This is a genomic window from Caballeronia hypogeia (assembly GCF_001544875.2).
Lineage (GTDB): Bacteria > Pseudomonadota > Gammaproteobacteria > Burkholderiales > Burkholderiaceae > Caballeronia > Caballeronia hypogeia.
This window is the reverse complement of the sequence record NZ_FCOA02000013.1, coordinates 19,045-38,075: the sequence shown is the minus strand read 5'-3', so window position 1 is coordinate 38,075 and position 19,031 is coordinate 19,045. Positions and strand designations below refer to the sequence as shown.

At 65.7% G+C, this 19,031-nt stretch carries 15 protein-coding genes; 10 read left to right on the top strand and 5 right to left on the bottom strand.

What is annotated here, in order from left to right:
* Nucleotides 1-73 precede the first annotated feature (73 nt).
* The 3 genes from AWB79_RS19695 to AWB79_RS19685 all read right to left on the bottom strand — a co-directional run bounded on the left by AWB79_RS19695 (nucleotide 74) and on the right by AWB79_RS19685 (nucleotide 3,817).
* Nucleotides 74-1,999: a potassium transporter Kup gene (locus AWB79_RS19695; RefSeq protein WP_061169119.1), complete on the bottom strand. Its 1,926-nt coding sequence runs from the start codon at nucleotides 1,997-1,999 to the stop codon at nucleotides 74-76.
* A gap of 135 nt (nucleotides 2,000-2,134) precedes the next feature.
* Complete coding sequence (locus tag AWB79_RS19690) at nucleotides 2,135-2,971, bottom strand: shikimate dehydrogenase family protein (protein WP_061169118.1); 837 nt, start codon at nucleotides 2,969-2,971, stop codon at nucleotides 2,135-2,137.
* A gap of 111 nt (nucleotides 2,972-3,082) precedes the next feature.
* Nucleotides 3,083-3,817 carry an ABC transporter ATP-binding protein gene (locus tag AWB79_RS19685; RefSeq protein WP_061169117.1) on the bottom strand — a complete coding sequence of 245 codons (735 nt, stop codon included), beginning with the start codon at nucleotides 3,815-3,817 and terminating at the stop codon, nucleotides 3,083-3,085.
* 784 nt (nucleotides 3,818-4,601) lie between these two features.
* Here AWB79_RS19685 and katE point away from each other — a divergent pair.
* From katE to AWB79_RS19660, 5 genes are all read left to right on the top strand, one after another.
* The gene (gene katE, locus AWB79_RS19680) at nucleotides 4,602-6,728 is read left to right on the top strand and encodes a catalase HPII (protein WP_061169116.1); all 2,127 of its coding nucleotides are present in this window, start codon (nucleotides 4,602-4,604) and stop codon (nucleotides 6,726-6,728) included.
* 131 nt (nucleotides 6,729-6,859) lie between these two features.
* Nucleotides 6,860-10,150: an ATP-binding protein gene (locus tag AWB79_RS19675; RefSeq protein WP_232470935.1), complete on the top strand. Its 3,291-nt coding sequence runs from the start codon at nucleotides 6,860-6,862 to the stop codon at nucleotides 10,148-10,150.
* A gap of 131 nt (nucleotides 10,151-10,281) precedes the next feature.
* Complete coding sequence (locus tag AWB79_RS19670) at nucleotides 10,282-10,806, top strand: hypothetical protein (protein ID WP_061169114.1); 525 nt, start codon at nucleotides 10,282-10,284, stop codon at nucleotides 10,804-10,806.
* 247 nt (nucleotides 10,807-11,053) lie between these two features.
* Entirely contained in the window at nucleotides 11,054-11,320 is a 267-nt protein-coding gene (locus AWB79_RS19665; RefSeq protein ID WP_061169113.1) for a hypothetical protein, read from the top strand.
* Nucleotides 11,321-11,486: 166 nt separating this feature from the next.
* Nucleotides 11,487-12,728 carry a L,D-transpeptidase gene (locus tag AWB79_RS19660; RefSeq protein WP_061169112.1) on the top strand — a complete coding sequence of 414 codons (1,242 nt, stop codon included), beginning with the start codon at nucleotides 11,487-11,489 and terminating at the stop codon, nucleotides 12,726-12,728.
* A gap of 15 nt (nucleotides 12,729-12,743) precedes the next feature.
* Here AWB79_RS19660 and AWB79_RS19655 read toward each other — a convergent pair whose 3' ends face one another.
* On the bottom strand, nucleotides 12,744-13,637 hold the full coding sequence (locus tag AWB79_RS19655) for a DMT family transporter (protein WP_061169111.1): 894 nt from the start codon (nucleotides 13,635-13,637) through the stop codon (nucleotides 12,744-12,746).
* Between the two features lie 90 nt (nucleotides 13,638-13,727).
* Entirely contained in the window at nucleotides 13,728-13,913 is a 186-nt protein-coding gene (locus AWB79_RS19650; protein WP_061169241.1) for a hypothetical protein, read from the bottom strand.
* Between the two features lie 186 nt (nucleotides 13,914-14,099).
* Between AWB79_RS19650 and AWB79_RS19645 the strand changes: the two genes are divergently transcribed.
* From AWB79_RS19645 to phnV, 5 genes are all read left to right on the top strand, one after another.
* Nucleotides 14,100-14,855 carry a DeoR/GlpR family DNA-binding transcription regulator gene (locus tag AWB79_RS19645; protein ID WP_061169110.1) on the top strand — a complete coding sequence of 252 codons (756 nt, stop codon included), beginning with the start codon at nucleotides 14,100-14,102 and terminating at the stop codon, nucleotides 14,853-14,855.
* Nucleotides 14,856-14,999: 144 nt separating this feature from the next.
* Nucleotides 15,000-16,073: a 2-aminoethylphosphonate ABC transporter substrate-binding protein gene (gene phnS, locus AWB79_RS19640; RefSeq protein ID WP_061169109.1), complete on the top strand. Its 1,074-nt coding sequence runs from the start codon at nucleotides 15,000-15,002 to the stop codon at nucleotides 16,071-16,073.
* Between the two features lies 1 nt (nucleotide 16,074).
* The gene (phnT, locus tag AWB79_RS19635; protein WP_061169108.1) at nucleotides 16,075-17,136 is read left to right on the top strand and encodes a 2-aminoethylphosphonate ABC transport system ATP-binding subunit PhnT; all 1,062 of its coding nucleotides are present in this window, start codon (nucleotides 16,075-16,077) and stop codon (nucleotides 17,134-17,136) included.
* Nucleotides 17,114-18,043 (top strand): 2-aminoethylphosphonate ABC transporter permease subunit, encoded by a 930-nt coding sequence (phnU, locus tag AWB79_RS19630; RefSeq protein ID WP_061169107.1) that lies wholly within the window; start codon nucleotides 17,114-17,116, stop codon nucleotides 18,041-18,043. Before phnT ends, phnU begins: the two co-directional genes overlap by 23 nt.
* Nucleotide 18,044: 1 nt before the next feature.
* Nucleotides 18,045-18,857, top strand: a complete 813-nt coding sequence (gene phnV / locus AWB79_RS19625) for a 2-aminoethylphosphonate ABC transport system, membrane component PhnV (protein ID WP_061169106.1) — start codon at nucleotides 18,045-18,047, stop codon at nucleotides 18,855-18,857.
* The last annotated feature ends 174 nt before the right edge of the window (nucleotides 18,858-19,031 follow it).

The window sequence follows — 19,031 nt, the reverse complement described above, 5'->3', positions numbered from 1 at the left end:
TTTGTTCTCAGTCTCGCTCACCGCCGCGCCGCGTGCTTGGTGTCAACGCACACATATCAGCCGATTTGCGCCTTCATATCTCCACACGCGTCCCCACTTCGATGACGCGATCGGCCGGCAGGCGCAGATACGCCGCGACATTTCCCACATTGTGCAGCATGATCGCGAAGAGTCGTTCCCTCCATAACGCCATGCCCGTGCCCGGCGTGGGCACGACCGTCGCGCGCGACAGGAAGTATGAACTCGTCGTTCGGTCGAACTTGAGGCCCGACGCGCGGCATGTTTCCAGCGCCGCGGGCAGATCCACTTCGTCCTTGAAGCCGTAATTCACCGTCACCTGAAAGCAGCCATTGCCGAGCGTATCGATCGACACGCGGCGGGCCTTTTCGACCCACGGCACGGGCTCCGTCGAAACCGTCAGGAACACGGTATGTTCGTGCAGCACGCGGTTATGCATCAGGTTGTTCAGCAGCGAATGCGGCACACCGGTGGGATCGTTCGACATGAAGATCGCCGTGCCTTCCACGCGCACCGGTCGTTTCGCGATCAGGCCCGAGAGGAATGGCTTGAGCGGCGTGGCGCCCGCGCGTGCGCGCGCTTCCTGAATCATCATCTGCGCGCCGCGTCCCCAGGTCGCCATGATCGTGAACATCACGAGGCCGATCGCGACCGGGAACCAGCCGCCTTCCGCGATCTTCAGGCAATTGGCGGAGAAGAACATCGCGTCGATCACGAAGAAGAAGGCCGTCGCGAACACGCACAGCGCCCAGTTGTAGTGCCACGCGTAGCGGACCACGAAGAAGGTCAGCACGGTCGTGATGAGCATCGTGCCCGTCACCGCGATGCCGTACGCGGAGCCGAGCGCGGTCGACGAGCCGAAACCGAGCACGGCGGCCACGACCGCGAGCAGGAGCGTCCAGTTGATGCCCGGCACATAGATCTGCCCGATCTCCTTGGCCGATGTGTAGATCACGCTCATGCGCGGCAGGAACCCGAGTTGCATCGCCTGCTTGGTCATCGAGTAGGTGCCGGAGATGACCGCTTGCGAGGCGATCACCGTCGCGATCGTGGAGAGCACGACCATCGGATAGAGCATCCACGACGGAAAGAGCCGGTAGAACGGATTCTGCAGCGCGGACGGGTCCGCGATCAGCAGCGCGCCCTGCCCGAGATAGTTGAGTGCGAGCGCGGGAAAGACGATGGCGAACCACGTGAGGCGGATCGGCCGCGAGCCGAAATGGCCCATGTCCGCATACAGCGCCTCCGCACCGGTCAGCGACAGCACGACGGCGCCGAGCGCCACGAACGCGAGCCAGCGATGATGCAGACAGAATTCGAGCCCCTTGAACGGATCGAGCGCCGTGAGAATATGCGGCGCGTCGATGATGTTCATGACGCCCGACACCGCCAGCACGATGAACCACAGCACCATGACAGGCCCGAACACCGCGCCTATGCCCGAGGTGCCGTGCTTCTGCATGATGAAGAGCGCGATCAGCGCGACGAGCGTCACGGGCACGACATACGGCTGCAACATGGGCGCGGCCACTTCGAGCCCTTCGACGGCGCTCAGCACCGAAATCGCCGGCGTGATGACGCCATCGCCGTAGAAGAGCGCCGCGCCCATCACGCCAACGAGCAACAGCACCTGTTTCAGACGCTTTTTCGATTCGACCGAGGACGCGGCGAGCGCGAGCAGCGCCATGATGCCGCCCTCGCCGTGATTGTTGGCGCGCAGGATCAGCGTGACGTACTTGAGCGACACGATGATGGTCAGTGACCAGAAGATCAGCGACACGATGCCGATCACGTTGGCGGGCTGCAAGGCCAGGCCACCGCCGGGATCGAACACCGTTTTGAGGGTGTAGAGCGGGCTCGTGCCGATATCACCGTAGACGACGCCGAGCGCTGCGAGCGAGAGCCCCAGCAGAGCCGGATGGCCGTGTGGTTCGGGCGCATGCTTGTCGTCGGCCGGAATGCCGGGCGCAGTCGATCCCATGATTCCTCCCTGCGTTTTACGGGCCGCCGCGCGCGCGTGCGGCCGATTTGTCAGAGGATGAGCGTCTGCCTTTGCATCGTTTGAAGTATAGGAACGGATATGAACGGTTGCTCCGTTATGTCCGTGTAAGCCTGCTCACGCGTACTTGATCCGGGCGACGGCGCGCAGTTCGTCGGCCGTGGCGGTGCCGTAGCCGAAGAACTCGAGATATGCCGGAATCATCTCGAAGAGCATGTCGGTGCCGACCTGCACGGCGCAGCCCTTGTCCTTCGCCGCGCGCAGAAGCGGCGTGTACTCCGACTTCATCACGACTTCGCCCACGAAAGTAGAAGGCGCGATGCGCTCGATATCGAACGGCAGCGGGTCCGTGTCTTTCATGCCGAGCGGCGTTGCGTTGACGATCACGTCGAAACCGGCGGGGTCTCTGGTATCGGTTCTGACCACGAGTTGCGGATAGTGATCGCGCAGGCGTTGCGCGAGACCTTCGACGGAAGCGGTGTTGGTGTCGAAGATCGCCAGTTCCGCGACGCCCGCCGCCGCAAGCGACGCCGCGATCGGCGAGCCGACGCCGCCGCTGCCGAGCACCAGCACGCGCGCGCCGGCGAGTTTGCGGCCCTTGCGTTCGACACCGCGCACGAAGCCGGCCCCATCGAACTGATCTCCGAGGAGCGTGCCGTCATCGCGTTTCAGGATCGCGTTGCATGCGCCGGCGATGCGCGCGGTCGGGCTCACTTCGTCCATGAGTCCGACCGTCGTGACCTTGTGCGGCATGGTGACGAGCGCGCCGCGGAGATTGGTCAGCTTGAACAGATGCGGCAGGAAGGCGACGTAATCTTCGGGCTTGACGCCCATGGGCACGACGACCGCGTCGATGCCCTGTTTGTCGAACCAGGGGTTATAGATCATTGGCGCCTTGAACGCTTCGGTCGGGTAGCCGAGGTGGGCAATCAGAGTGGTCTTGCCGCTGATCATGGCTGCTCCTTGGTCGGAAAGTCGGGGCGCACGTGTTCGTGCGCCCCGTAACCATGATAGTGCGGCTTGCCGCTCGAGGCTTCAGGCGTGTCTTGCGCAGTGCGTCATAGCTCAGTGGCTCGCGCCAAGGTAGGCCGCTTTCACCGATGGATCGTTGCGCAATTGTTCCGCCGGGCCATGCGTCGCGACACGGCCGTTTTCCAGCACGTAGCCGTAATCCGCGACATTCAGCGCGGCGGCGGCGAATTGCTCGACGAGCAGCATCGTGACGCCATCGGCCTTGAGGCGCTCGATGATGCGGAACACTTCATCGACGAGAATCGGCGCGAGGCCCATCGAGGGTTCGTCGAGCAGCACGAGATCGGGGTTGAGCATGATGGCGCGCGCCATGGCGAGCATCTGCTGTTCGCCGCCCGAGAGCGTGCCGGCAAGCTGATTGCGGCGCTCTTTCAGGCGCGGGAAGAGTTCGATCGCGCGTTCGAGGTCGGCGTTGACGTCGCCTTTCGGACGCGACCAGGTGAGACGCGGGAAGGCGCCGAGCAAGAGGTTATCGGTGACCGACATCGTGGCGAATACTCGCCTTCCTTCGGGGGAATGGGCCAGGCCCAGGCGGGCGATCCTGTGCGAGTCCAGTGCGTCGATGCGCTTCGCGTTGCTGCCGACGCCCATCGTGATTTCGCCTTCAGTGGCTTTGATCATGCCGGAGATGGCGCGCATGGTCGTGGTCTTGCCGGCGCCGTTCGAGCCGATCAAGGTCACTACTTTTGCCTTTGGTACGGTCAAAGATATGCCGTGCAGGACTCTGACTTTGCCGTAGCCGGCGTGGAGGTTTTTAATCGTCAGCATTTTTTTGCTTCGGCAGGGGTAAGGGTTTGGATTGCGCTTCTATGAAATCCTGCGTTCGTGTCGGTCTATTAGCTCTGCCCCTCCCCGGGGCGGGGGTAACTTTCTTTGCGGCTGCAAAGAAAGTCACCAAAGAAAGCAGCTTTTCAGGCCCGCGGTCACACGCAATTTGGCCATGCTTATTCATTCCCCGTGGTCCTCGCCTAAAAGAGTGCCCTCATAGGCCCGATCGGGCATTGGATCGCGGACCCAATGCCACATCTCGCCGTTGGTCTTGCTGGTGCAGCACCTGTAAGCTCCGGCGCTGCGCTGCGCGCCGCCGACCGGTCCATCGGGTCCGCCCGTGCTTTGCTGCTAACGCTTCCATCTCATAGCATTCGCCCAACGACGGTTTCCCTTGCATGCCCCACGGCAGCGCGTAGCGCTGTGCCGGTGCTCTTTCGTGCTGAACCAGCCACTTTGACGTTCTAGCTCGTCAGACCGTGCGCGATCCAATTCGCGTCATGCCTACGAGGGAGACACTTAGAGGCTGGGCCACTCAGAATCATGACGACGAAGCCGCCTCAAGCACTCCGGGTCCAGAAAGCTGCTTTCTTTGGTGACTTTCTTTGCAGCAGCAAAGAAAGTTACCCCTGCCCCGGGGAGGGGCGACGCCAATAGACCGACACGAAAGCAGGATTTCACAGAAGCACAAGCAAACGACCAGCAAGCGCCAGCAAAACCGCGAACGGGAACATAGATTGCGGCGCGAGAGCCGAACCTCACCCCAACCGGAGTCCCCCTCAAAATGGCAACAAAAAAGCAGCAACCTGCGAGCGGCGTGGCTCGCACCCCATCGCACAGCAATACCAACAAGAAGGTCGAAGCGCTCGAAACCTTCCGCACCGATGCGACGAACCAGGCCTTGACCACGAATCAAGGCGTCAAGATTGCCGATAATCAGAACACCTTACGCGCCGGCGAACGCGGCCCGTCGCTGCTCGAAGACTTCATCATGCGTGAAAAAATCACGCACTTCGACCACGAACGCATTCCCGAGCGCATCGTCCATGCTCGCGGTTCAGCCGCGCACGGCGTCTTCAAGGTGTATGAATCGCAGGCCGAACTGAGCAAGGCCGCATTCCTGCAGGACCCGTCGAAGGAAACGCCCGTCTACGTGCGCTTCTCGACCGTCCAAGGCTCGCGTGGCTCCGCCGACACCGTACGCGACGTGCGCGGCTTCGCCGTCAAGTTCTATACCGACGAAGGCAATTTCGATCTCGTCGGCAACAACATGCCGATCTTCTTCATTCAGGACGCGATCAAGTTTCCCGATTTCGTCCACGCCGTGAAGCCCGAACCGCACAATGAAATGCCACAGGGCGGGTCCGCGCACGACACGTTTTGGGACTTCGTCTCGCTCGTGCCCGAATCGGCCCACATGGTGCTCTGGACCATGTCCGATCGAGCGATCCCGAAAAGCCTGCGCACCATGGAAGGCTTCGGCATCCACACGTTCCGGTTCATCAACGCACAGGGCAAAGGCCGTTTCGTAAAGTTCCACTGGCGTCCGACCATCGGTTCGGCGTCGCTTCTCTGGGACGAGGCGCAGAAGCTCGCGGGCAAGGACTCGGACTACCATCGCCGCGATCTGTGGGACGCGATCGACAACGGCGACTATCCCGAATGGGAACTCGGCGTGCAGATCGTCGAGGAAGACGACGAACACAAGTTCGACTTCGATCTGCTCGACGCCACCAAGCTCATTCCCGAAGAGCTCGTGCCGATCAAAATGATCGGCAAGATGACCTTGAACCGGAATCCCGATAACTTCTTCGCGGAAACCGAGCAGGTCGCGTTCTGTCCGGGGCATATCGTGCCGGGCATCGACTTCACGAACGACCCGCTGCTGCAAGGACGCCTGTTCTCGTACACCGACACGCAGATCAGCCGCCTCGGCGGTCCCAACTTCCACGAAATCCCGATCAACCGTCCGCTCGCTCCGCTGCACAACGGCCAGCGCGACGCGATGCATCGCCAGACGATCGACAAGGGGCAAGCGTCCTACGAACCGAATTCAATCGACGGCGGCTGGCCGAAGGAAACCGCCGCGGCCGCGGCGGGAGGCGGCTTCGAAAGCTACACGCAGCGCGTCGAAGGCTCGAAGATTCGCGTGCGCAGCCCGTCGTTCCAGGACCACTATTCGCAGGCGACGCTCTTCTGGAACAGCATGACCGATCCGGAAAAGGATCACATCGTCGGCGGCTATTCGTTCGAGCTCTCCAAGGTCGAACGCAAGAATATCCGCGAGCGTCAGCTCGGCATTCTCGCCAACATCGACGCAACGCTCGCCGCGCGCGTCGCCGAAAATCTCGGGCTGCCCGCGCCGAAGAAAAGCGCGAGCGCGGCGGAACTCGGCAAGTCGTCGCTGAAGGAGTCGCCGGCGCTGTCGATCGTCGGCAAGACCAAGCCTTCGGTCAAAACGCGCAAGGTCGCGATCCTCGCCGCGAAGGGCGCCGACGCCGCCAGCATCCAGGCCGTCAAGGACGCGCTCGAGGCCGAGGGCGCGCACGCCAAGGTCATCTCGCCGACCCTCGCGCCGCCCGCTCAGGGCGTCGAGCCGGACGCGACGATTCTCGGCATGCCGTCGATCATGTTCGACGGCGTGATCGTCGCGGGCGGCAAGGAAAGCGCGAAAACGCTCTCCGAATCCGGCGACGCGCGCCACTTCGTGCTCGAGGCGTTCAAGCATCTGAAGGCGATCGGCGCGATCGGCGACGGCGAGGACGTGCTCGCCGCCGCGCATCTGCCGAGCGGCGAGGATGGCATCGCCGTGGGCAGCGACGCCAGGCAGGTCATGAAGAGCTTCATCGAGACGCTGGGCAAGCATCGCGTCTGGGCGCGCGCGCAGAAGGCGGAGTCGGTGCCGGCCTGATGCGGCGGCCGGGCGCGGCGCCTGTGTTTCGCGTCCTGCAACGATGCCCGCGAATCCGCGCCGCGCCGGAGCTTGGCGCACTTCGGCCTTTTTGAGACACTGGCCGCACCGCTCGACGAGAGGATGCGGCCTTGTTCGATACAGCGAAGCGACGTGGCAATGCCGCGCGGGCGGTCCTTCCGCGAGCGTGGCTATGTTCGCTCGTGCTGCTGGTGTGCGCAGCGTGTCCGGCGCTGGCGGATACTTCAGCCGTGCGGCCGGTCGTGATCGGCGCGGTGCCCGGCATGACGCCGCCGCTCGACATGGCGTATGGCATTGACTACGACGCGTTCGCGCGGGAGGCGCCGCGCGGCATTTCGGACGATGCGGTCAACGCCGTGGCCACAGCACTGGGCGCACCGCCGCTATGGCGCTTCTTTCGCACGCGCGCCGCGCTGCGCGAGGCGCTCGCACGCGGCGACATCGACATGGCGACGGGCGCGACCGCGTTTGACGAGCGCGCGCCGTTCGCGCTCAGTCATCCTTATCTGCCGATCCGCAATGTTCTGGTCGAGCCGCTGACGAAGCGCGGCGCGGCCACGCATCGCGTGGCCTATGTCGAAGGACAGACTTTGCCGGAGCGTTTGCGGAGCGCCTATCCGTCGCTTGCGCCGGCCGCTTATCCCGATCTGATCAGCGCCTTGCTCGCGGTGTCGTTCGGCGATGCGGATGCCTGCGCGGGCGACATGACCGCCGTGGGCTACACGATTTCGCATTTCGATCTGCCCAATCTCACCGTCACCGAGTTCGCGCCGCTCGGCGAGGACGGCTATCGCTTCGCGTTCGCGCGCGGTCGCCCGGATGCCGATACGCTGCGCCGGCGCGTCGACGACGCGCTTGCCGCGCTGCCGCCGAGCTTCATGCTTGTCACGCTGCGGCGCTGGAGTCCGACCGCTTCCGTCCTCACGCGCGACGAGCCGATCGCGCTCACCCGGGAAGAACAGGCGTGGTTGCGCGCCCATCCGGTCGTGCATTACTCGATGCTGAAACAGGCGGCGCCGTTGATGTTCGCGGACTCGCAGGGCCACGCGGCGGGCTCCGCCGTGGACGTGCTCGATGCGATCGCGCGCGTGACCGGCCTGCGCTTCGAGGCGCGCATGCGTACCTCGACCGAACAGCTCGACGGCGATCTGCGCAGCGGGGCATCGCTGATCGTCCCGTATGCGCTGAGCGCGTTGCCCTCTGGCGCAAACGGCAAGGCGAGCCTGCCGACCGGCGACGGTCTGCCGGCCATCGTGACCGCCGTCGGCCAGCCACCGTTGCGCGATGCGGCCGCGCTCGCCGGCAAGCGCGTCGCGGTGCCGGACTATTCGCCGTTGCGCGAACTGGTGCGCCGCGCCGCGCCGCAGGCGCGCATCGTCGATACGCGCGGGCTCGAGGGTGCGCTCCACGCGGTCGTGAAGGGCGACGCCGACGCGGCCGTGTACGACCTTGCGATCGCCAACTACGCGGTCGGCAATCCGTATCGCGGCGCGGTGGTGACGAGCGGCGTACTCTCCACGGTGCCGGTGCCGCATGGCTTGCTGGTCGCATCGGGCGAGCCGGTGCTGCGCGGCATCGTCGATCGCGCGATCGCGAGCCTGCCGCCCGCGGAGCTGGAGGCGATCCGCGGGCGCTGGAAGCTTGCCGAGCATCCCGAGATGCTGTGGGCGCGCCGCCGTCCGCAAGTCGAATTCGGCGCGTTTCTGGGTGCGGCGCTCATGTTCGCGCTCCTGGGGTGGGCGCTGACCTTGCGCGCACAGATCGTGCGCCGCATCGCGGCCGAAAAGGCGATGCGCGCCGCGAAGGAGGAAGCCGAAACCGCCAACCGCGCGAAGTCGACTTTTCTCGCGACAATGAGCCACGAGATCCGCACGCCGATGAACGCGGTGCTCGGCCTGCTCGAGATGGAGCTGCGCGCGCCGGGCGAACGCGCCGAGACCGAGCGCGCGCTGTCGACCGCGCATCACGCCGCGCGCGATCTGCTCGGCATGATCGACGATCTGCTCGATGTCGCGAAGATCGAGGCCGAGCGGCTCGTGCTCGCGCCCGCGCCGCTCGAGATCGAAGGGTGGATCGCGGGCGTCGCCGCGATCTACGAACCGGCCGCGCGCGCGAAGGGCGTGGCGCTCGTCGTGGAGCGGCTGGGGGAAGGCGGCCCGGCCTCGCTGCTCGCCGACGGACAGCGCCTGCGGCAGGTCGTCGGCAATCTGCTGTCGAACGCGATCAAGTTCACCGATATCGGCGCGGTCACCCTCGAATACGACGTCGCGCCGCCCCGCGATGGCCGACGCGCCCTGACGCTCGCCGTATCGGACACGGGCGTCGGCATTCCGGTGGACAAGCAGGCGCTGCTCTTCACGCCTTTCGTGCAGGCGCACGATGGCCGCGCGCGCAGCGTCGGCGGCACGGGCCTCGGCCTGACGATCAGCAAGCGGCTCGTGACGATGATGGACGGCGCGATCGAATTGTCGAGCGAGCCCGGGCGCGGCACGCGTTTCACCGTGCACGTCGAGTTTCCAGAGGCGCGGGCGGTCGCGTCCGCCGCCGCGGCGCAGGCTACGCAGGTCGAAGCGGTGAGCCCGAGCACCGCGTCGCTCGGCGGGCTGCGCGTGCTGGTCGTCGACGATCATCCGGCCAACCGCATCGTGCTCGACCGGCAGATCGCGCTGCTCGGCGGCACGGCGCAACTGGCCAGCGACGGCAAGAGCGCGCTGGCCCGCTGGCGCGCCGCCCGCCAGGCCTTCGACGTCATCGTCACCGATTGCTCGATGCCCGAGATGAGCGGCGAGGAACTGGCGCGCGCGATCCGGGACGACGAGAGGCGGGATGCCTCGAAGGCGGCTCCCGTGCCGATCGTCGGCCTGACCGCCAATGCGCAGTCGGACGCCGCCGCGCGCGCGATCGCGTCGGGCATGACGGCGTGTTTCGTGAAGCCGCTCGGTCTGGACGCATTGCGCGACGCGCTCCTCGCGGCCACGCGGACGCGCCCGGCGCCAGAAGCGCCAGAAGCGCCGATGGAGCGGAAGGCACAAACGCTCGACGCACCGCTCTTCGACCAGGCCTTGCTCGCCAGTTTCGGCGATCAGGCCAGTGCGCTCGCCGACACCCTGAAGGCCGCGAACGCACTCGATCTGTCCGAGGCACGCGCGGCTTTCGAAGAATGCGACCACGCGCGCCTGCGCGACCTGGCGCATCGGATGAAGGGCGGCTCGGCGGTGATCGGGGCGGCGCCGTTCATGCGCGCGTGCGTCGCTTTGCAGCGCGACTGCGAACGCGCCATCGACGAGGACCGCAACGGTGACGAAGACGTGGCGATCGCGGCGTCGTTCGCGACATTCGTCGCGGCGGCCGAGGCGCTCGACGCCGCGCTCGAAGCAGCGCCCGCAAGCCGCGCCGCATGACTTTCACGCGCGCTGCGTGGTGCCGCCGCAGCGCGCGCCGATGCGCGCAGCCAACGCTTCGCGTGCGGCGCGTCTTTCGTGTGTTTTAATTGAACCTCCGATCATCTCGAAATTGCGCGGCGCACAGAGGCATGAATCGAAGGGACATCGAGACACCGAGAACAGGCGGGCGCCGGGCCATTCCGAACGCGCGCGCGACATTGGCGTATTGCTGCGCGTTGCTCGCGCTCTTGCCGGGCATTTCGCACGCGCAGCGGGCCGAATTGCTCGACTCGCGCGTGACGCAGTCGACGATCGTCGACACGATCTGCGTGCCGGGATACGTGGACCGCGTGCTGCCGTCGTTCGAAATCCAGATGAAGCAGAAGGACAAGCTGCTGAAGCAACGCAGCATCGACGCGATGTTTGCATCCGAATATGCGCTCGATCACCGCATGCCGGTACTGCTCGGCGGGTCGCCCAATTCACCCGCGAATCTCGACCTGCGCCGCTGGGACGGCCGCGCGGGGCAGCGTCGAAAGGAACGGATCGCCGTGTATCTGAAGCGCTGCGTCTGCACCGGCGACATCACGCTCAAGGAGGCGCAGACCGCGATGGCCGGCGACTGGTCGAGCCGTTACCCGAATCTTTCCAGCATGTCATGCAGCGGCTTTTAATGGCTTCAGATGGCTTGCGGCGATTGGTTCCCCTCATCCATCCGATTTAGAACATCTATTGAAAAAGACGGAATGCCGCAGCGCGCGGCTGGTCTACTGGATTAGTATGGAGCTATCTCGAAATTGGCCGTGGAGTCGTCATGATACTTAGCCTTGTGTCCCTTTTCGTTGTCGGCACGCTCGCGGCGCGCACGATCGTGAAGCAGCGGCGGCAGCCGGCGCCGGCTCGCGTGCGGAGGTGACGGCCATGAATCTGCTGGTCTGGAACCTCCCCCGGCGATGCGCCGCGCGCGACGTGCGACGCTTTCTGGAACACGAGCTGGGCGACTATGCGAGCGACATCGAGGTCCACGGCGCGGGCACGGCGCAGGCCTACGCGACCGCGCGGCTCTCGACCGATGTGCCTTACATCGGCGAGGCGATCGCTCAGCGGCTATGCCATCAGCGTCTGCTGGACGCACCTTTGCGCGCGCGGGCCTCGGCTTCCGGCGACGCGTCCATCCGCTTGCACTGAAATCGCGCGTGCCGTAGCGCACGCCCGGAATGAACTTTGCTGGGCCTCCCCTGACGAACGTTATATGTAGCGGCGAAGCCGGTGCCTCGTGCGCACCGGCTTTTTTGTCGATGCATCGGACGATGCACGCATGGCCGCTCGAACCGGAAGGGGATCATTCACATCGATGCAGCAGGCAGGAAAGAACAGGACGAACAAGACGCCGTCCGGCGCGGGGTTTTTCTCAGGCGCGGCGGCGGGCGCGCTTCTTTCGATCGCGCTGACGGCGCACGCGCAGCCGGCGGCGTCGGGGGCAACGTCGGGGGCATCGGCCGGGACAGTGGCGCAAGGCCGCGTGACGGCGCTGCCGGTCGGACCCGTCGCGCCCGCCGTGCCGGCGCCGCCCATGCCACTCGGCGCGAGCATTCCACAGGGCGCGAGCGCGCCGGAACGCGCGCTGCCCGCGATGCCCGTGCCCATGCCCGCGCAACCGATGCAGCCCGCGCCGGCTTCCTCTGCGTCGGCGGCGAGCGAGGCCTCTGCGGCATCCGCTGCCAGCGCGGCGTCGGCGGCGAGTGCGGCATCGGAAGCGCAGGCGCCCGAAGTGCCCTTGGCGCCGGAACCGCCCGAGCCCAATCTCGCACAGCGCACCGGCATGCCGCCGGGCGGCGCGTTCGCGATGCGGCAGACGTTCGCGAAAGAAGTCGACCGGCGGCTCAATGTGCCCGCCGCGGATCAGCAGGCCTACGGCCGCGTGCTGCAACGCGCGCTCGACAAGGAGGGCCACGGCGATCTCGCCGACGAGTTCGTCGTGCTCGTCGATCGCAGTCAGAACGTGCAGGCGCTGTTCGTCTACTTCCGCGCGAAGCCGGACGATGCGTGGTCGATGATCGGCGCATCGCCGGTATCGACTGGCCGTCCCGGCACTTACGATCACTTTCTCACGCCGCTCGGCGTGTTTCAGCACGTGCCGGGCAACATGGACTTTCGCGCCGAAGGCACGTTCAACGAGTTCAAGATTCGCGGCTACGGCGCGCGCGACATGCGCATTTACGATTTCGGCTGGGCCGATGGCGAGCGCGGCTGGGGCAAGGGCGGCAAGTCGCCGATGCGCTTCCAGATGCACGCCACCGATCCCGAGAAGCTGGAGCCGCTGCTCGGCATGTGGCATTCGAAGGGCTGCGTGCGGATTCCGTCGACGCTCAACGTGTTCTTCGACCATCACGGCGTGATCGATGCGCAATACGAGGCGCGCGCGTCGGAAGGCCAGTCGATGTGGGTCCTCAAGGCGACGCGCAAGACGACGCCCTGGGCGGGCCATTATCTGGTGGTCGTCGATACCGGCAGAAAGACGCGGCCCGCGTGGTCGCCGGGACCGGGCAAGGCGGTGCGCGAGCACATTCCGGCGGGCGCGGACACGGTCGACTGAGCCGCTCGCGCGGTCTTATTTCGAGCGCGCGAGCAGCACGCCCGCGAGGGCCACGGCAAAGCCCGCCAGTTGCACGGCGTTCAGTGTTTCGTTGAACGCGAGATAGCTTTCGAGCGCGGCGAGCGGCGGCGCGAGAAACAGCAGAGCGGTCGCGCGTGAAGCGTCACCGCGCCTGACCATCCAGACGAGCAGCGTGGTCGCGAGGCCCGAGAGCATCACGATGCCCCATGCGAGCGAGAGCCACGTCGTCGTCGACGGCATGAAGCGTTGTTCCCCGAGCGCCAGCACGAGCACAAGCGCGACGATGGCCGCGCCGGTGTTCTGCAGCGCGCTGGCGCTGCGGATATCGGCGCGCGCGAGCGAGGTTTTCTGATACAGCGTGCCCGCCGTGATCGCGACGACGGCGAGCACGGCGATCGTCACGACGAGCCATTGCGGCGCGTGGCCTGCCGCAGCGTGGCCGGATTGCGCGCCGGTCGCAGCGCTCGCGGCGATCTTCGGCGCGAGCACGAGCGCGACGCCTGCCAGACCGAGCACGAACCCACCCCACGCACGCCGCGAAAGTCTTTCGCCGAACAGCCGCGCGGCAATGGCGGCGGTGAGCAGTGGCTGCAGCGCGCCGAGCAGCGCCATGATGCCCGCGCCGAGTCCTTGCGCGACGGCCCAGTAGCCCGCGCCCAGATAGACGCCTTGCAGCAGCGCGCCGGCGAACAGATGTCTGGCCGTATCGCGGCCGCGCGGCCAGGGCGCGCGCGTGACGGCGGCGATCCCGATGAACAGCAGCGCGGTGCCGGAAAAGCGCGCGAGCAGATACAGATTCGGATCGACGTAAGGCGTGATCGCCCGCGCGACGATGAAGCCGGTCGACCAGAGAAACACGAACACGGGCGCGGCGAGAATCGAAAGCATGTGAGGCATGAGCCGGAACGGAATGCGCCAGTATCGGCGCGACGGGCCGTGTCCGTCTTGTCTATCCGTGCACTCGCCGCGCCGTGCGCGTCATTCGATGGTGAAGGTGTCGAGCGGCTGATTGGCGCGCGCGTCGCCTTCGAAGCGGCGCGACAGTTGCGCGTGCAGACGTTTTGCTTCGTCGAGCGTGAGATCGATCCAGTAAGGGTCGCCGGCTGCGTCGTTGAGGCGATCGGGAGGGAATTGAATTTCGATCACCACGCCTTTCTTGTACATCGGATAGCCTCGTTCATCGCTCGTGCAGAGCGGCAAAGTCTAGCGGATGCACGCTCGCCGATTGCACACGCCGCGGAAAGAATCCATTGCGCGAGACGGCTTGACGAATGCGGCTCTGCCAAGGAAGTGCCACATTAGGCCGCTAAACTCCACACGCTGCCTCGCTTCCTTTTTCGTCACCGGACAATGCTCGCCGAACAACGTCACCAATTCATTCTTTCCGAGCTGGAAAAGCATGGCGCACTCGCGGTGGCCGATCTCGTGCGTGCGTTGAGCGTATCGCGCGAGACGGTGCGGCGCGATCTCAACGTGCTCGCCGGACGCGGACTCGTGACGACGACGCACGGCGGCGCATTGTCGATCGACAGGCGCGAGCCACATGTGGACGTGCGCGAAGCGGAGAACGCGGCGGCCAAGCAGGCGATCGGCGTGCGCGCGGCGGCGTTCGTGCGCGACGGGGCATCGGTGATCATCGATTCGGGGAGCACGACGCAAGCGGTGGCGCGCGCGCTCGCGCAGCGGCATCGGCTGACGGTTTATACGAACGACTGGCGCATTGCCTTGCTGCTCGCGCGGCGCAATGGCAATCGCGTGACGCTGCTCGGCGGCGAGCTCGCCGATCTGGAGGACGCCACGTTCGGACTGGATACGATTCAGCAGCTCGCGCAGTATCACGCGGATTTTGCATTTGTCGGGGCGGGCGGGATTACCGACGATGCGCACCTCACCGATTACTCGCGACTCGCGGCCGAAGTGCGCGGGAGGATGATCGCGTCCGCCGCGTGTCCCGTGGTCGTCGCCGATTGTTCGAAGTTCGGGCTGGTCACGCCGGTGAGGATCGCGGGGTTCGAGTCGGTGCGGTATCTGGTGTGTGAGGCTGCGCCCGATGAGGGCCTGAAGCGGGCATTGGCGGCGCGCGGGCCCGACCTGATCGTGGCCTGATCGTCGATTATTTCGCATTGGCAAAATGTGTCCCTGCGTGGCAATGCGTGGCGCATTCACGTCGATGTCATAGATCTCTGCAATCCTTCGGGTCGAAGGTCGCGACCGGCCTTCACCAATTTCCCGACAACAGAGATCACCACCATGACTCGCGATTTCCGCTTCGCGCGCAACGTGCTGCCGGCGTTCGCCGCGGCCTTTTCCCTGCTTGCCGCGATGCCCGCACACGCCGCCGACGCCGTCATCCTGTACACCGCTGACGGTCTCGAGAATCTGTACAAGGACGTGCTTCCCGCATTCGAAAAGAAGGAAGGCGTGAAGGTCAACATCGTCACGGCAGGCAGCGGCGAAGTGGTGAACCGCGCCACCGTCGAGAAGGATTCGCCCAAGGCCGACGTGCTCGTCACGCTGCCCCCGTTCATCCAGCAAGCGCAGCAAGGCGGCCTGCTTCAGCCGTACCAGAGCGTGAACTACAAGAACGTGCCCGCCATCGCGAAGGAAAAAGACGGCGCATGGGCCACCTTCGTCAACAACTACTTCTCGTTCGCGATCAATCCCGAAGTCACGAAGAACGAGCCGAAGACCTTCGCCGATCTCCTGCACCCGAACTACGCGGGCAAGGTCGCGTACTCGAATCCGGCGACGGCGGGCGACGGCATGGCCGTCATCATCCTGACCTCGGCGCTGATGGGAGAGGACAAGGCCTTCGATTACCTCAAGTCGCTCGAACAAAGCGCCAAGTTCCACACCAAGGGCACGGGCTATCTCGACGTGCTGCTCTCGCGTAACGAGATCGCGTTCGCCAACGGCGACCTGCAGATGGATCTCGACGACGCCGCGAACGGCGGCCTTTCCATCAAGCCGCTGTTTCTCTCGCACAAGACGGGCGAAGCGCCGACCACGTTCCAGCTTCCGTATGCGATCGGCCTCATCAAGGGCGGACCGAATCAGGCAGCGGGCAAGAAGCTGATCGACTATCTGATGTCGTCGGACGTGCAGTCGAAAGTGCCCGACATCTACGGCATCCCGGCACGCACCGACGTGCCGCTCGCCGGCAAGAACGGCGAAGCCGTCAAGCAGGCGATCGCGGGCGTGAAGCTGATTCCGGTCGACTGGAACCAGGTCATGCAGAAGAAGGCCGGATGGACCGAGCGCTGGAAGACCGAAGTGATCGGCAACTCGGGCAAGCAGATCGAAGTCGTCAAGCCGAAGTCATAACGTGAGCGCACTTCCCAGGGAAGCGCCCGGCGCACAGCGGACGCCGGGCGTGCACATCGATCGCCTCACGGTGCGCTTCGGCGCGCGCACCGTGCTCGACGATCTCTCCTTGCGCATCGATCGCGGCGAGTTCCTGACGGTGCTCGGGCGCAGCGGCTGCGGCAAGACCACGCTGCTGCGCTTCATCGCCGGCTTCGTCAAGGCCGATGCGCTCGCGGGCACGCTCGCCATCGCGGGCCGCGATCTGACGCACGTGCTGCCGCATCGGCGCAATCTCGGCCTGCTGTTTCAAAGCTATGCGCTGTTCCCGCATCTGTCCGTGTTCGACAACGTCGCTTTCGGCCTGCGCGCGCGCAAGCTCAAAGCGGGCGAGATCGCGCGCCGTGTCGCCGATGCGCTCAAGCTCGTGCAGCTCGGCGATGCCGGCCACGTGATGCCCGCGCAGTTGTCCGGCGGCATGCAGCAGCGCGTGGCGCTGGCGCGTGCGCTCGTCATCGAACCGGATGTGCTGCTGCTCGACGAGCCGCTCTCCGCGCTCGATGCCAATCTGCGCGCCTCCGTGCGCAGCGAGCTGAAGGCCTTGCATGAACGCTTGCCGAATCTGACGATCGTCTGCGTGACGCACGATCAGGACGACGCCCTCGTGCTCTCCGACCGCACGCTCCTGATGCGCGATGGCCGCATCGCGCAACTCGGCGCGCCGCGCGAACTGTACGACGCACCCAACGATGCGTTCGTCGCGCGCTATCTCGGCGCGGCGAATCTGCTGCCGCCGCGCGTGGTATATCCCGTCGGCGACGCGCGGCACGAAGAGCGCGGGCGTCTCGCGTGCATTCGTCCCGAGCGCTTCATGATCGTGCCGCTGGGCGAAGGTCCGCTGCACGGCACGATCGCATCGGTCGAATGGTATGGCGCGGCGCTGTCCATTTCCGTCGCGCTCGATGCGCTACCCGGCGAGCCCGTGCTCGTGACGGCGCAGCGCGGCCATTCGCGCATGCCCGACAAAGGGACGCGCGTTTCACTTCGTTTCGAGGCTGACGATGTCGTCCTTGTTCGTCCCTGAGAGCATCGCGCGCGGCGAAGGCGGCATCAGCGATGCGGAACTGTCCGCGCAATTCGCAGCGCATGCTGCCGAAGCGAAGCGCCGCGAGCGAAAGGGGCAATGGCATCTGCTCTTCATTCTCGTGTGCGTGCTCGGGCCGCTCGTCGTCTATCCGCTGGCGCGGCTCGTCATGCTGAGCGTGACGGGTCCGCAAGGCTTCACGCTGCATGCGTACACCGCGTTCTTCGGCAATCCCGAAACGCGCGGCATGATCGGCACGACGCTCGGCATTCTCTTCGCGAGCGCGAGCATCGCGTCGGCGCTCGGCGTCGCGCTCGCGTCGATGTTGTTCTTCCGGCCGTTCGCCGGCGCGCGCCTGCTGACGCGTTTCCTTGAGCTATTCGTCGCGTTTCCTTCGTTTCTCGTCGCCTTCACGCTGATCTTTCTTTACGGCTCGCAAGGCTCGGTCAGCATCGGCCTGCAACGGCTCTTCTCGCTCGACGCGCCGCCGCTCGATTTTCTGTTCGGCATCGGCGGCGTGATTCTCGCGGAGGTCGTGTTCTATGCGCCTTTCGTCGTGCGCCCGACGCTCGCGTCCTATGCCACGCTCGACATGCGGCTCGTCGAAGCGGCGAAGAGCCTCGGCGCCGATGGCTGGATGGTCGCGACGAAAGTCGTGCTGCCGCTCGCGTGGCCGGGCATCGCGGCGGGCACGGTCCTGTGCTTCCTGCTCACGCTGAACGAGTTCGGCATTCTGCTCGTGCTCGGCAGCGCGCATCTGATCACCTTGCCGATCGCGATCTATAGCGCCGCCACCGTCGATCTCGATCTGCCCACGGCCGCCGCCGGGTCGGTCGTGATGCTGCTGATGTCGCTGTCCCTGTATGCGCTGTACCGGCGCGTGAACCGACGCTCGGGAGGACGCTGACATGCAGCTTTCGGCTTCATCGCGCTTCACTCCCGGCGCGTTCTTGCGCATCGCGTTCACGGGCTTCGTCGCGTTGCTATGCGCCTGGCTGTTCGTGCTGCCGGTGGCGGTCGTCGCGCTGTCGAGCGTGGCGTCGCACTGGTCCGGGACGATTCTGCCGGACGGCTTCAGCGCGCGCTGGTTCGCGCGCCTTTCATCGAGCGATCTCGATGCGCTCACCACGAGTCTCGAAGTGGGCCTCGGCGTCGCGTTTCTCGGCACCGCGCTCGGGCTTTGGCTTGCGCTCGCGCTGGAAGGACGTGACCGGCGCGGTCTCGGCGCGCTGGTCGACGCCGTCGCGATGATGGGCAGCGGCGTGCCGAGCGTCGTGCTCGGGCTCGCGGTGCTGATCGCGTATCACAAGCGTCCGCTCGATCTTTCCGGGTCCGCGGCAATCGTCGTGCTCGTGCAGCTCGCGCTCGTGTTGCCGTTCTGCTACCGCTGCGCCGCCGCCGCGCTGCGTCCGGAACTGACCACGCTGCGCGAAGCCGCCGCGAGCCTCGGCGCGCCGCCGCGCATGGTGCTGATGCGCGTGGTGCTGCCGCAACTCGTCCCTGCGATGCGCGCGAGCCTCGCGCTCGGTTTCGCGCTTTCGCTGGGCGAACTCGGTGCGACGCTGACCGTCTATCCGCCCGGTTTCGCGACGGTGCCGATCGTCGTCGTGGGACAGGTCAATCGTGGCTACTATCTGCCTGCATCGGCGCTTTCGCTGATCCTGCTGGCCGTATCGCTCGCCGCGCTGCTGATGATCGCGGCTCGCGCGCCGCGTCGCTGACTCGCACGCTAAACATCGGGATACCGAAATAAAGCACGACATCATGACAGGCCCGGGACATTGCGCCGAGCAATTCCCGGGCCTCGTCCGTTTCCTCCTTGTCATACCAAAAAAAATAAAACTGGCGTAACCTGCACTTTCAGGCACGGCCGCACCCGCATGGACGGGGCAGGG

Excerpts from the sequence above, each read along its gene's own strand:
- AWB79_RS19695 (WP_061169119.1), bottom strand. The coding sequence starts at position 1,999 with ATGGGATCGACTGCGCCCGGCATTCCGGCCGACGACAAGCATGCGCCC.
- AWB79_RS19690 (WP_061169118.1), bottom strand. The coding sequence starts at position 2,971 with ATGATCAGCGGCAAGACCACTCTGATTGCCCACCTCGGCTACCCGACC.
- AWB79_RS19685 (WP_061169117.1), bottom strand. The coding sequence starts at position 3,817 with ATGCTGACGATTAAAAACCTCCACGCCGGCTACGGCAAAGTCAGAGTC.
- katE (WP_061169116.1), top strand. The coding sequence starts at position 4,602 with ATGGCAACAAAAAAGCAGCAACCTGCGAGCGGCGTGGCTCGCACCCCA.
- AWB79_RS19670 (WP_061169114.1), top strand. The coding sequence starts at position 10,282 with ATGAATCGAAGGGACATCGAGACACCGAGAACAGGCGGGCGCCGGGCC.
- AWB79_RS19665 (WP_061169113.1), top strand. The coding sequence starts at position 11,054 with ATGAATCTGCTGGTCTGGAACCTCCCCCGGCGATGCGCCGCGCGCGAC.
- AWB79_RS19660 (WP_061169112.1), top strand. The coding sequence starts at position 11,487 with ATGCAGCAGGCAGGAAAGAACAGGACGAACAAGACGCCGTCCGGCGCG.
- AWB79_RS19655 (WP_061169111.1), bottom strand. The coding sequence starts at position 13,637 with ATGCTTTCGATTCTCGCCGCGCCCGTGTTCGTGTTTCTCTGGTCGACC.
- AWB79_RS19650 (WP_061169241.1), bottom strand. The coding sequence starts at position 13,913 with ATGTACAAGAAAGGCGTGGTGATCGAAATTCAATTCCCTCCCGATCGC.
- AWB79_RS19645 (WP_061169110.1), top strand. The coding sequence starts at position 14,100 with ATGCTCGCCGAACAACGTCACCAATTCATTCTTTCCGAGCTGGAAAAG.
- phnS (WP_061169109.1), top strand. The coding sequence starts at position 15,000 with ATGACTCGCGATTTCCGCTTCGCGCGCAACGTGCTGCCGGCGTTCGCC.
- phnU (WP_061169107.1), top strand. The coding sequence starts at position 17,114 with ATGTCGTCCTTGTTCGTCCCTGAGAGCATCGCGCGCGGCGAAGGCGGC.
- phnV (WP_061169106.1), top strand. The coding sequence starts at position 18,045 with ATGCAGCTTTCGGCTTCATCGCGCTTCACTCCCGGCGCGTTCTTGCGC.